This window comes from Bacteroides sp. 3_1_13 (assembly GCF_001185845.1).
GTDB classification, from domain to species: domain Bacteria; phylum Bacteroidota; class Bacteroidia; order Bacteroidales; family Bacteroidaceae; genus Bacteroides; species Bacteroides xylanisolvens.
Genome location: NZ_KQ236956.1, coordinates 631,595 through 644,902 on the forward strand (window position 1 = coordinate 631,595; position 13,308 = coordinate 644,902).

General features: G+C 42.0%; 9 protein-coding genes. 5 read left to right on the plus strand and 4 right to left on the minus strand.

Annotation, left to right across the window (positions count from 1 at the left end; translation table 11 throughout):
* Positions 1-12 precede the first annotated feature (12 nt).
* Positions 13-519: a flavin reductase family protein gene (locus HMPREF9009_RS14995; RefSeq protein WP_008022792.1), complete on the plus strand. Its 507-nt coding sequence runs from the start codon at positions 13-15 to the stop codon at positions 517-519.
* 175 nt (positions 520-694) lie between these two features.
* Here HMPREF9009_RS14995 and HMPREF9009_RS15000 read toward each other — a convergent pair whose 3' ends face one another.
* From HMPREF9009_RS15000 to HMPREF9009_RS15015, 4 genes are all read right to left on the minus strand, one after another.
* Positions 695-2,797 carry a dipeptidyl-peptidase Dpp5 gene (locus HMPREF9009_RS15000; RefSeq protein ID WP_049702586.1) on the minus strand — a complete coding sequence of 701 codons (2,103 nt, stop codon included), beginning with the start codon at positions 2,795-2,797 and terminating at the stop codon, positions 695-697.
* A 48-nt stretch (positions 2,798-2,845) separates the two neighbouring features.
* Positions 2,846-4,177 (minus strand): multidrug efflux MATE transporter BexA, encoded by a 1,332-nt coding sequence (bexA, locus tag HMPREF9009_RS15005; protein ID WP_008022784.1) that lies wholly within the window; start codon positions 4,175-4,177, stop codon positions 2,846-2,848.
* Between the two features lie 84 nt (positions 4,178-4,261).
* Positions 4,262-6,115 carry a membrane protein insertase YidC gene (yidC, locus tag HMPREF9009_RS15010; RefSeq protein WP_008022783.1) on the minus strand — a complete coding sequence of 618 codons (1,854 nt, stop codon included), beginning with the start codon at positions 6,113-6,115 and terminating at the stop codon, positions 4,262-4,264.
* A gap of 57 nt (positions 6,116-6,172) precedes the next feature.
* Positions 6,173-7,798, minus strand: a complete 1,626-nt coding sequence (locus tag HMPREF9009_RS15015) for a CTP synthase (protein WP_004317909.1) — start codon at positions 7,796-7,798, stop codon at positions 6,173-6,175.
* 189 nt (positions 7,799-7,987) lie between these two features.
* Here HMPREF9009_RS15015 and HMPREF9009_RS15020 point away from each other — a divergent pair, with 189 nt between their 5' ends.
* From HMPREF9009_RS15020 to HMPREF9009_RS15035, 4 genes are all read left to right on the plus strand, one after another.
* Positions 7,988-9,496, plus strand: coding sequence for a DUF3078 domain-containing protein (locus HMPREF9009_RS15020; protein ID WP_049702587.1), 1,509 nt, complete (start codon positions 7,988-7,990; stop codon positions 9,494-9,496).
* 119 nt (positions 9,497-9,615) lie between these two features.
* On the plus strand, positions 9,616-10,821 hold the full coding sequence (locus HMPREF9009_RS15025; protein WP_008022779.1) for a tyrosine-type recombinase/integrase: 1,206 nt from the start codon (positions 9,616-9,618) through the stop codon (positions 10,819-10,821).
* A 418-nt stretch (positions 10,822-11,239) separates the two neighbouring features.
* Positions 11,240-11,824, plus strand: a complete 585-nt coding sequence (locus HMPREF9009_RS15030) for a DUF3575 domain-containing protein (protein WP_008022777.1) — start codon at positions 11,240-11,242, stop codon at positions 11,822-11,824.
* A gap of 12 nt (positions 11,825-11,836) precedes the next feature.
* On the plus strand, positions 11,837-13,276 hold the full coding sequence (locus tag HMPREF9009_RS15035; RefSeq protein ID WP_053095311.1) for a tetratricopeptide repeat protein: 1,440 nt from the start codon (positions 11,837-11,839) through the stop codon (positions 13,274-13,276).
* Positions 13,277-13,308 lie beyond the last annotated feature (32 nt).

Consider the following 13,308-nt stretch of genomic DNA (forward strand, 5'->3'; position numbering starts at 1 on the left):
ACGAATAAAGAGATGAAGAAATTAGAAGTAAAAGACCTGAAAGAAAACTTTTTCGAAGCGATTGGAAAAGAGTGGATGCTGGTTACGGCCGGAACAAAAGAGAAGTTTAACACGATGACAGCAAGTTGGGGTGGCATCGGTTGGCTGTGGAACAAGCCTGTTGCTTTCGTTTTTATCCGTCCCGAACGGTATACGTATGAATTTGTAGAGAAGAACGATCACCTGACTCTTTCTTTCTTAGGGGCAGAAAATAAGAAGATTCACGCTATTTGTGGTTCTAAGTCGGGACGTAATATAGATAAAGTAAAAGAGACCGGATTGAAGCCAGTGTTTACAGAAAATGGCAATGTGTTGTTCGAGCAGGCACGATTGAGCCTGGAGTGTAAGAAGCTTTATGCTGACGGTATCAAACCGGAATGTTTTCTGGATAAGGAATCATTGGAAAAGTGGTACGGTGGTGCTCATGGTGGTTTCCACAAGATGTATATTGTAGAAATTGAAAATATTTATTCGGAGTAAGATTTAGCCGATTTATGATGGATGCAATGGAGAAGGCTCTGAACTCAAGTAGATTGAGAACAGAGCCTTCTTTTATTTTACTTTATTGGAAAGTCGTTAAGCACAGATTATATGAAATATGCAGTTTTAGTGAATCAAATGACCGTGAGATTCGTATAATCCGTGCTTTAAAATTTTACTTAGATGGAGCTTTCTTCACCCATTTATCCAACCATTCAAAGAATGTGCGTTGCCATAAAACTCCATTCTGCGGTTTCAATACCCAGTGGTTTTCATCCGGATAAATCAGCAACTCTGCAGGAACACCACGCATCACGGCAGCATCGAAAGCAGCCATTGCCTGATTAGCCAGAATACGGTAGTCTTTTTCTCCATGAATACAGAGGATAGGCGTATCCCATTTCTCCACGAATAGGTGAGGAGAGTTGGCAAACGTACGTTGTGCCACCGGGTTTTGTTTTTCCCAGTATGCGCCTCCCATATCCCAGTTGGCAAACCATTTTTCTTCAGTTTCCAGATATTGCATTTCCATATTGAAGATACCGTCGTGGGCGATGAAGGCTTTGAATCGTTTGTCATGATGTCCCGCCAACCAGTATACAGAGAATCCTCCGAAGCTGGCACCTACACATCCCAAGCGATCTTTGTCTACATACGGTTCTTTTGCCATTTCATCGATAGCAGTGAAATAATCTTTCATACACTGGCCACCGTAGTCACCACTGATCTGTTCGTTCCATTCCACGCCAAATCCCGGCAAGCCGCGACGATTCGGAGCAACAATGATATAATCATTGGCTGCCATAATCTGGAAGTTCCAGCGATAAGACCAGAACTGGCTTACCGGACTTTGCGGACCTCCTTCACAGAACAGCAAAGTCGGATATTTCTTGTTCGGATCAAACTGCGGAGGATAGATTACCCATGTCAACATCTGTTTGCCATCTGTTGTTTTCATCCAGCGACCTTCCACTTTACCCATTTCCAACTGGTCATAGATCTGCTTGTTTTCCTGCGTCAGTTGAGTAGTAGAGCCATCCAGTGCCACAGTGTAAATTTCATCGCCCATGCTCATTGAATGACGTTTGGCGATCAGTTTATCCCCGAAAAGAGCTACACTTTCATAATCGTACATTCCTGAAGTGATTGCCTTTACCGAATCATTGGCCAAATCCAGCGCATAAATCTGCGATTCTCCGTGCCATACACCGGTGAAATAAATCATCTTTGCATCTGCTCCCCATACAAAAGCGTCTACATTCGATTCGAACGCCTTGCTCACAAAACGTTTCTCACCGGTTTCCAAATTCATGATGAACAGACGGTTTAAGTCGGCTTCGTAACCGTCACGTTCCATACTCTGCCAGGCGATATATTTGCCGTCCGGAGAGTATTGCGGATTGGTATCATATCCCTTATTCTCTTCGGTGATGTTCTCTGTTTTCTTAGTATTCAGGTCATAGACATAAATATCCGAATTGGTAGAAATCGCATATTCCAATCCTGTCTTTTTACGGCAAGTGTAAGCCACTTTGTCCGAAGTAGTATTCCAGGCAAGTTGCTCAATGCCACCCCAGGGTTTCATCGGACTTTCATACGGTTCTCCGTTCAGGATATCCACGATATTGGAAATACCGTTACCGTCGAAGTCGGCAATAAAAGGATGTGGAGCTGTCGTTACCCATTCATCCCAATGTTTGTACATCAGATCGGTCACGATGATACCTGTGGCTTTCGGCAGGTCCGGATATTTATCAGCAGTGCTTTCTTTCGTCTTTACTTGTGAAATAAACAGCAGCTTTTTGCCATCCGGTGAAATGGAATAACCTTCGATGTCTCCGTCGTAGTTGGTCAATTGCTTGCGTCCGCTACCATCCGGGTTCATTTCATAGAGCTGGCTGCTTCCGTTGTCATTACTTAAGAATGCAAGTTTGGTGCCTCCTTTAATCCATGTCACTTCATTTTCCTGATACGGGGTATGAGTGATTTGCTGGTTTTCGCTTCCGTTTGCGTTCATCACGAAAACTTCGCGGTTACTCTTGTTTTCCGGTACACTGTAATACGCTACCGTATACGCAATTTTCTTTCCGTCGGGCGATACGGCGAATCCGCCGATACGTCCCATAGCCCAAAGTGCTTCGGGAGTCATGCGCTTCCCTTCGATCTTAATATCCGATTTCTCGATAAGCACCTGATCTGTTTTGCCTGCGTCTTTGGTTCCTCCGCAGGCAGCTAACAACATTGCTGCCGACATCATAAATAAATTAGCTTGTCTCATATATTTTATAAAATGTTTATTTTCTTGCGAAGATAGTGAAAAAAGGATTTAAATCTTCTTTTTCTGCCAGTTTCCTTTCTTCATATACCAGTAGCAGAACAATAGTATAAAAGTACCGTACACACATTCCGTCGTCCAGGCAAAAGCGACGTCCATCTGCAGGTACATAATGAAATATGCCGAGTAGGTGACATAGATAGCCAGTACACAAAGTTCCATAGCCAATGCAGTCCGCGTATTTCCTGTTCCTGATACCGATTGGAAATACACATTGGCAGGCACCAGCACCAGATAGGCAGAACATAGTACCCACAGTGAAGGTACGGATGCCGCCCTTAAATCCGGGATGTCTGTATAAATGCGCAGAATCAGATCCGGGAATAAGCAGAAAAATACCAGGATCGGCAATACAAAGATATATCCGATACGGATATGCTGCTTGATAGTTCCCCGTACACAATCCTGTTCGCCTGCACCGATCAGGTTACTTACCAGTGAACCGCAGGTGGAAGCAAATGCCATTGCAATCATAAACGGTATCCCCGACACATTGCGGATGATGTTGGCAATCGCCAATGACCGCTCTCCCAAATGTTCCACAAACAGGAAGAACATGAACCAGGTAGACAAAGAAACGAAATTCTGAATCATTGTCCACACAGAAACATTCAGTATGCGTTTCAGTGTTTTTCCATGGAATTTGGGCAATATGTTCAACGCATATTTCTTGCAGTCAATTCGTTTCCAGGTATAGATGATGAAGAAAATCACCGATACCATTTCGGCCAGTGACGAACCGATGGCAGCACCGGCAATTCCCAGTTGCGGGAAGCCGAATTTACCGAAGATCAGGATATAGTTGAATACCACATTCGAAAGCACCATTACGATAGAGTTCAGCGTCAGTGTTTTGGTTTGTGTCGTACCTACAAAGAAGGCGCGGAACATGACCATGACAAAAGAGAAGAAGAACCCATACACACGCCAGTGAATATAACTTTCGGCTGCATCGTAAATGTGAGGAGACGAAATGATATTCTTTAAGATATATGGTGAAAATACGATGGAGAATGTGAATAAAATCACTGCCATGGCAAGCAGGAAATAAATGCCCTGATAGAAAATCGGTCCGATTTCCTTGTAGTTTCCTTCTCCGTTGCGGCGGGCGATTAAGATCTGTGCGCCGATGCTGAAACCGAATGCCATCATAAAGATGGCGAGATAATATACCCCTGCGATAGCAGAAGCACCCAGCTCGATTTCTCCTACACGTCCCAGAAAGGCCGTGTCCGTCATGCCGATCATTTGCTCCATAATCAGACTGATCAGGATAGGGAAGGTGATCGTCCAGATTTGTTTATACGAATATTTAGTTTTCATCTTATTATATTGTTTAGAGAAAGAAAGCCGGGCAACCAAAATAGGGTGTCCGGCTTTCTTAGAATATGATTCAGGAATAATTCCTTATTTTTTATTCTGTCTTTGCTGCTGCAGTAGCTCTTGTTGCTTTTGCATCGCTTCCAGGCGAGCAGCAAATCCGGTCTTTTTCATTTGTTTCGGGTCCTTCTTTTTCGCTTCAAGAATAGCCAGCAATTTAGTTTCGTCGGTCGTTTTACGAAGCAGAATCATAGTACCCACGCTAATCAGCGTTGACACAAAATAGTAATAGTTCAAACCTGACGGATAGTCGTTCAAGACAAACAAGAACATAATCGGCATCAGATACATCATCCATTTCATTGCCGCCATTTGTGGTTGCGCTCCGGTATCCTGCATAGACATCGTGTACTTCGTGTTCAAGATGTTTGTCACCGTCATCAGCAAGCAGAACAAGCTAAGGTGGTTGCCCAGGAACGGAATATGGAATGGGAATGTGATGATAGCGTCATAAGTAGAAAGGTCGTCCGCCCACAAGAAACTCTGTTGACGCAGCTCGATAGCACTCGGCACGAACATAAACAAAGCCATCAAGATAGGGAACTGCAATAACATCGGCAGACAGCCGCCCATCGGGCTTACCCCGTACTGGCTGTAAAGACCCATCACCTCCTGCTGTTTCTTCATTGCATCTTCCTGCTTCGGATATTTCTTGCTGATTTCGTCAATTTTCGGTTTCAATACACGCATCTTGGCAGAAGACATGTACGTTTTCCAGGTAGCCGGATAAACCACGACTTTCACCATGATGGTCAGAATCAACAGTACGATACCCATGCTCAATCCCCAACCGGATAACCAGTCGAATACGTTGATTGTGATAAACTGGTTAATCCAGCGAATCAACGGCCAGCCCAGATAAACCAGTCTGTGAAGTTCCCATTTCTCGTCGCGGCCTTTATCCAGCGCTTTCAGCGTCTTAAAGTGGTTCGGACCGAAATAGAAATACATCTCTGTCGGTTCTTTGCCTGTCGGATCAAAGAAAGTATTCATTTCAGCAGAATAATCTTTGATATATCCGCTTCCTTGCTGCTCCATTTTTGACTTTACGGAAACCTTGTCGAAATCCTGTTCAGCAATAAATACAGACGAGAAGAACTGATTCTTGAAAGCTACCCAATCAATGCGTCCCGGCAAATCCTGACTGTCATCTTTGGCAGCAGATAAGTTGTCCACATTGTCACCTGTTACTTTATAAGTCAGTTCCGACAGACGATTCTCATAAGTGAATCCTTTTTCCAGTTGGCGGGCACGTTGTGACCAGTCGATGTCCACATACTTGGTGCTTGCCAACTTGTTTTCCATGCCTGTCGCTTTGATTTCAAAGTTCATCAGGTAGCTATCCGGTTTCAGCGTATAGATGAAATCGATATAGCTTGCGCTATCCGCAGCCAGACGCATGGTAACACTACTATCCGTCTTGTTTACAGCTTCAAAGAAATAATCTTTGGTCTGGATGGCTCCTGCTTTGTTGTAGAAGTTGAAGTTCATCGAAGCATCGTCACCGTCGAACAACATAATTGGTGTCTTTTTGTCCTGTGCCATATAATCCTTCAGCATGGCTGAATAGACACGTCCGCCTTTTGTTGCGAAAGTAATTTCCGCTACATTATTCTGGATGCTGATTTTAGAATCGGTCCCATGTAAGGCATTGAAAAACAAAGCAGAAGAATCGGCAGCCGATGCAACCTCTTTTTGGCTGTTAGCCAGCGCAGCTTCCGTTTTCGCCTTCAGCGCTTCCTCCTGCTGCTGTACTACGGCAATAGAATCATAGTATCTTTTTTGTGCAGCTATCTGTTCCTCGCTTGGACGACTCAAAAAGCTGAATCCTACCAATAATATGCCTATTAGAACGAGACCTGTGATGGTGTTTTTATCCATTCTTATTTTAATTACAAATTATAAAATTACAAACTACCGGTCGTTTACCGTGTATCGTTAGCCTTTTGCCGTTGTTTTTTCGTTTTCGATGGCAGCCTTCACGAATGCCACGAACAACGGATGAGGATTCAGTACCGTACTGCCATATTCCGGATGGAATTGTGTACCGACAAACCATTTCAAAGCCGGGATTTCAACGATTTCTACCAAATCCGATTCCGGGTTGATACCTACACATTTCATGCCGGCAGCTTCATATCGGTCTTTATAGTCATTGTTGAACTCATAGCGATGACGGTGACGTTCCTGAATATGTTCTTGTCCGTAAGCCTGATATGCTTTCGAACCTTTCTGCAATACACATTCGTAAGCACCCAGACGCATCGTACCACCCATGTTAGTGATTGCTTTCTGTTCTTCCATGATATCAATCACGTTGTGCGGAGTCTTTTCATCCATTTCACGTGAGTTGGCATCAGCGTATCCCAGTACGTTGCGTGCAAATTCGATGGCGATGCATTGCATACCCAGACAAATACCGAAAGTCGGAATGTCATGCGTACGTGTATATTTGATAGCGACAAACTTGCCGTCAATACCCCGTTGGCCGAATCCCGGACCGATCATAACACCTGCCATGCCTTTCAAAGCTTCACCTACATTTTCGTCTGTCAGTTTCTCACTGTTTACGAAATGAACTTCCACTTTGCGGTCATTGTAAGTACCTGCCTGCGATAAAGCTTCGCGGATAGACTTATAAGCATCCTGCAAATCGTATTTTCCAACCAGTGCAATATTGATCGGTTCTTTTGTCTCTGCAGCGTGACGACGTTCCAGGAATTTACGCCATGGGCCTAATCCCGGAGTTTCTCCTACCGGCAGTCCCATCTTTTCAAGGATAGTGCTGTCCAGTCCTTGCGCCTGCATCAGGATAGGTACTTCGTAAATTGTTTCTGCATCGATAGACTGCACAACGGCTTTATCATCTACATTACAGAATTGTGCCACTTTCTTGCGCAGTCCGTCACTTAGCGGATGTTCGGCACGCAATACCAGTACATCCGGCTGGATACCCACACTTTGGAGCTCCTTTACAGAATGTTGCGTCGGTTTTGTTTTCAACTCTCCGGCAGCAGCAAGGTAAGGAACATAAGTCAAGTGTACACAAAGAGCGTTCTTTCCGAGTTCCCATTTCAACTGACGGATACTTTCGAGGTAGGGGAGTGACTCGATGTCACCTACCGTACCACCGATTTCAGTGATTACAAAATCAAACTTGTATTTATTACCAAGCAGTTTTACATTCCGTTTGATCTCGTCTGTGATGTGAGGAATCACCTGGATCGTTTTACCCAGATAGTCTCCACGACGTTCTTTGTCAATGACGCTCTTGTAGATACGTCCCGTAGTAATGTTGTTCGCCTTTGTCGTTTGTATACCCAGGAATCGCTCATAGTGTCCCAGGTCGAGGTCGGCTTCGTGTCCGTCTACGGTTACATAGCACTCTCCGTGCTCGTATGGATTCAATGTTCCCGGGTCGATGTTGATATACGGGTCAAACTTCTGAATGGTTACATTATAACCTCTTGCTTGCAGCAACTTACCGATGGATGATGAGATGATCCCTTTTCCTAATGAAGAGGCAACACCACCGGTGACGAAAATATACTTTGTTTCTCCCACAGCTATAACTGTTTTAATAATTGTTTACTTAGTAGTAATCTTACGAACTTAAAAAGCGCAAAATTATAAAAAAAAGAGGAAGATTGCAGACTTTCGTCTCTACAATTTTATTAAAAAATGCAATTTTGAAAGAATCCTATGATTTCTGAACAAAATAATGTAGCTTTGCAGCCTAAACCATAGACAAATATGATGAGAATTACTACTTTATGTTCAGCGTTTATCCTGTCAATCTTATCGTTATCGCTTTTTGCGCAGGAACCAGTCGAGGCTGCTTCACTTCCGACTGACTCTCTGCAGCCTGCCCCTGAAGTGATTAAACCAGCTAAAACGGTCAAACCTTCGGCAGTTGTGGCAAAGGCCAGAGTTGTGAAAGCCGATACGCTTTCGGCAGAGCTTCAGAAATATTTAATGCTAAAACTTAATCTGTCAGGTCCGACTCCGAAATTGGATACTGTTTCTTATTTATATAATAGGTATGTTGCGCAATTGGATTATTTGAATGATTTGTCTGTGCCGCCACGTTATATTCCGTCCGATCCCGATTATTTTCGTCTGTTTACACCTTTGGCATATTATTATGCTCCGATGGCTCAATACTCGAAGCTGGAATGGAAACCCATGCAATTGGATACCACTCCTCAACTGACGCAAGAGCTTTTGCCATACGATACCCTGGTATTTACCAAAACTCAACGTGCCGGGAAGATAGTCAACAGCGCGTTGATGGATCTTTATTTGGAGCGTCCGGAATTAGTTGTCACTACGGAGGATCGTATCATGAGTCGTGACGTGTTCCGTCATGATGTGAAGCCGAAAATATCTCCCAAAGCAAACGTTATTCATCTGTTCCAACCGGAAAACATGGATGATAATGTAGGAAAGGCCAATATGAAGATTAGCAGGCCTAACTGGTGGGTGACCGGAGGTAACGGATCGTTGCAGATCAGTCAGAACCACCTTTCGGATAACTGGTATAAGGGAGGTGAAAGTAACTTCTCCGGATTAGCGACTTTTCAGATTTTTGCCAACTATAATGATAATGAAAAAGTCCTGTTTGAGAATCAACTGGAAGCTAAAGTGGGTATGACCTCCACTCCGTCAGATGAATATCATAAATATCTTTTTAACACCGACCAATTCCGCTTATATAATAAATTAGGTTTGAGGGCTTTCAAGAATTGGTACTATACCATTTCTTCCGAGTTTAAGACACAGTTCTTCAACGGTTATAAAGCTAATAGTGAAGAATTGGTTTCGTCTTTCATGTCTCCGGCAGATTTGGCAGTCAGTGTCGGTATGGATTATAAATTGAGTAAGAAGAAATTTAATCTTTCCGTGTTTATGGCACCGTTGACTTATAACTTGCGTTATATAGGTGATTCTGAAGTGAATGAAACTAAGTTTGGCTTAGACAAAGGAAAATGCTCTAAAAATGACTTCGGTTCCCAGTTGCAATCGACATTGAACTGGACCATCATTTCTGCAGTAACTTTAGAGTCTCGTCTCAATTACCTGACCAACTACCATTGGGCACGTGTAGAATGGGAAAACACATTCAATTTCGTATTAAACCGTTATCTTTCTACCAAGCTCTATATACATACCCGTTTTGACGACAGCTCGAAACCGACTGAAGGAGACAGCTTCTTCCAGTTGAAAGAATTGCTTAGCTTCGGTATCAATTATAAGTGGTAAGAAATTTAAAATTTCCCAAAAGAAATAGAAGAGGCTGTTTAACAGTAAAATGTTATTCAGTCTTTTTTTTGATCCATATATTTGTTATATCACTAATTATAATTTAAAATATAACTTATATGGCAACAGTAAAAGTGAAATTTCATCCTTCCTCTGTTTGTGAAAAAGAGGGGACTTTATTTTATCAAGTGACTCATAATAGAGTTGTGAAGCGAATAGGTACATGTTACAAGATTTTTCCGTCGGAATGGGATAATCGGCTTTCTTCAGTCATTACCTTTACTGATAATGAAGATCGTGCACACCATCTTGTTACAATAAGAAAATGCATTTTGGAAGATCAATGTCGGCTTAAAGAAATTATTCGGCGGTTTGAGCAGTCGGCGCATGCTTTTACTTCAGAAGATGTAGTGAAAGCTTATAAAGTACCTCTCGTTGAGGGATTCCTGTCATTTGGACGGAATCTTATTGTGCAGTTAGAGCAAATAGGTAAAGAACGTACCGCTGAAACTTATAGGGTAACTTTAAATAGTTTAGAACGTTTCATGGGAAGTCGTGGTGATATTCTTATTGAAGGAGTGGATTCTGCTTTTATGGTTGAGTATGAAACATTTTTAAAATCAACGGGAGTATGCCCTAACAGTTCCTCGTATTATATGAGAAATTTGCGTGCGATTTATAACCGTGCTGTTGACAAGGGGTTGACGGTACAACATAGTCCGTTCAAGCATGTGTATACTGGAATTGATAAGACAATGAAGCGTGCTGTGTCAATGACGGTCATTCGTCAGATTAGGGATTTGGAACTAAGATTTTCATCTTCAATGGATTATGCTAGAGATATCTTTATGTTTTCGTTTTATACTCGTGGAATGTCGTTTGTAGATATGGCATTTCTTAAAAAGAAAGATATTAGGAATGGCATCTTGTCGTATCGGCGTCACAAGACAAATCAGCAGCTTTTTATTAAATGGGAAAAACCTATGCAAGAGATCGTTAACAAGTATAATACGGTAGATACACCTTATCTGTTACCGATAATAAAGAATATTGGTAAAAATGAAAGGCGACAATATATAAATGCGGCGCATTTGATAAACAGGAAATTAAAAATGATCGGAGAACTATTGAATTTGAATGTAACATTGACAACGTATGTTGCCCGCCATGCTTGGGCCAGTATAGCCCGAAGCAAAAATATTTCTATTTCTGTTATTTGCGAGGCTATGGGACATGACTCGGAGAATACTACAAAAATTTATCTTGCATCATTAGATACTTCAGCTGTAGATAATGCTAATAGTCTTATTATTAACTCTTTATAATAAAGAAGAAATGAATATATATTGCTGAACTGGTACTTTTCTTATCAAGAGAAGTATTAATATGATGCAAAATTATAAAAAATAGGCTACATGGTATTATATCAAACAACTTTTTTTATTATGTAACAAAAAATATTAGCATTTTTTGTAAAATGTTAATTGGAAAAGCACTTCAATATAATTCAGAAGCATCTGTATCAGGCAATATCGTTGTCGGTACTTTTCTTGATAAGAGAAGTATTGAATTGAGCCATAAAGCAAATAGAATTAGGGAATAAACATATTTGTGGGGGAAATATTAAGGTTGAGATATTTTTTTAGAATATCAGTAAATGCTAATTTGTTTATTGCTGTTTGTTTGAGGTAATACTTAAAGAGAAATAGTAACAATTATTTGGCATAGGAACACACATAAATGATGAAACTAAGGATTTTTTTTCTGATAGTAGCCATGAATGGCGTGGCTTATACTATAAATGCGCAGAAAGCGGCACTAAAGACCAATGTTTTGTCCGATGTTTTCATGAATGTAAATACCGGTCTTGAGGTCGGACTTGCACCTCGGTGGACATTGGATATTACCGGAGATTTCAACGCATGGACTTTATCACATAATCGCCGGTGGAAACACTGGGCGGTACAACCTGAAGTACGTTACTGGTTTTGCGATCGCTTTGCTGGCCATTTTGTTGGAGCTCATCTCCACGGTGGACAATATAATATAGGCGGTATTGACACTGATTTTAAATTACTGGGTACAGATTTTTCGACTCTTAAGGACACCCGTTATCAAGGATGGTTTGTTGGCGGTGGTGTCGCTTATGGTTATGCCTGGATCTTGGGACGTCATTGGAATATCGAAGCTGAAATAGGTATCGGCTATTCCTATACCCGATATGATCGTTTCAGGTGTGCCGGATGTGGAAAGAAGGTGGAGGAGAACAAGCCGCACAACTATTTTGGTCCTACTAAAGCGGCAGTGAATTTAGTTTATTTATTCTAAAAGCGTTTAGTTATGAAACGAGCTATTTTTATTATAACAGTATTGTTGGGAGCCGGTTGCATGCTAAATGCCCAGCAAACAATTGGGGTGACAACTGATAGTCTTAAAATCGAACGGAACGGTGAATATATAGTAGTCGATATGAATATGGGGCTGTCTCCTCTTGACGTAGATGGCAATAGAGCAGTGTTGCTCACTCCTCGCTTTGTGTGCCCTACGGATACGTTGGAGCTTCCTTCGGTAGGAGTTTATGGGCGTCGTCGTTATTATTATTATGTGCGCAATGGTGAAAGCATGCTCTCCGGTAAGAAAGAGATGACATTCAGAGCACATTCCAAACCCAAAGATGTGGCGTATCGTGCCATTATTCCATATTATAAATGGATGAACGGTTCTGCACTGGAGCTCTATCGTAGCGATTACGGATGTTGTAATACACTATTGGCAGAATGTATCGAACCGTTAGGCGGATATGCCGAAATAGAACCGTTCTCTCCGCAGTTACTCTATGTGTACCCGCAGGCGGAAACAATCAAAAGTCGTTCGCTTTCCGGTTCGGCTTTCATCGATTTCCCGGTCGACAAGACGGTTATATATCCCGAGTATCGTCGGAATACTTCCGAGTTAGGTAGAATTCAGGCTTCTATTGATTCTGTCCGTAATGATAAAGATATAACCATCACTTCAGTATGGCTTAAAGGTTATGCTTCGCCTGAAAGTCCGTACTCTCATAACCGCGATTTGGCAATAGGCCGTACAGCGGCATTAAAAAATTATATCAATCAGTTGTATCATTTCAAAGATAGTGTAATAACTACAGCCTATGAGCCGGAGGATTGGGAAGGATTGCGCCGGTATGTTGAAAAAACGAACCTTGCGCATCGTACGGAAATACTGGCTATGATTGACAGCGATATGGAACCGGATGCTAAGGAAACGAAGATCAAGCAGACTTATCCGGAAGAATACCGTTTCTTATTACAAAACTGCTATCCGGCTTTACGCCACACCGATTATCGCATAGATTATGTTATCCGCAGCTTCAGTGATGTGGAAGAGATCAAACGCATCATGCGGACACAACCGCAAAAACTTAGTCTCAATGAGTTCTATCTCGTGGCGCGGACATACGAACCGGGAAGCGTAGAGTTTAATGAGGTATTCGAAACAGCCGTGAGAATGTATCCTGATGATGAGACTGCCAATTTGAATGCGGCGAATTCTGCTATGCAGCGTAAGGATTTTGAAAGCGCAAAGCGTTATCTTTCCAAAGCAGGAGATTCATCGCAGGCTGTATATGCTCGTGGGGTATATGCTTTTGGAGTAGAGGAGTATGATGATGCGCGAAGATTCTTGAACGATGCGAAGGCGATGGGAGTAGAGGAAGCCGCGATTATTCTTATTGAGATAGATAAAATAAAGAAAGCGAAAAATAAATTATTAATTCATTAACATTATTAGAAGAAAGATGTGACTGCTAATAT

Coding starts and splice junctions, on each gene's coding strand:
- HMPREF9009_RS14995 (WP_008022792.1), top strand. CDS start 13: ATGAAGAAATTAGAAGTAAAAGACCTGAAAGAAAACTTTTTCGAAGCG.
- HMPREF9009_RS15000 (WP_049702586.1), bottom strand. CDS start 2,797: ATGAGACAAGCTAATTTATTTATGATGTCGGCAGCAATGTTGTTAGCT.
- bexA (WP_008022784.1), bottom strand. CDS start 4,177: ATGAAAACTAAATATTCGTATAAACAAATCTGGACGATCACCTTCCCT.
- yidC (WP_008022783.1), bottom strand. CDS start 6,115: ATGGATAAAAACACCATCACAGGTCTCGTTCTAATAGGCATATTATTG.
- HMPREF9009_RS15020 (WP_049702587.1), top strand. CDS start 7,988: ATGATGAGAATTACTACTTTATGTTCAGCGTTTATCCTGTCAATCTTA.
- HMPREF9009_RS15025 (WP_008022779.1), top strand. CDS start 9,616: ATGGCAACAGTAAAAGTGAAATTTCATCCTTCCTCTGTTTGTGAAAAA.
- HMPREF9009_RS15030 (WP_008022777.1), top strand. CDS start 11,240: ATGAAACTAAGGATTTTTTTTCTGATAGTAGCCATGAATGGCGTGGCT.
- HMPREF9009_RS15035 (WP_053095311.1), top strand. CDS start 11,837: ATGAAACGAGCTATTTTTATTATAACAGTATTGTTGGGAGCCGGTTGC.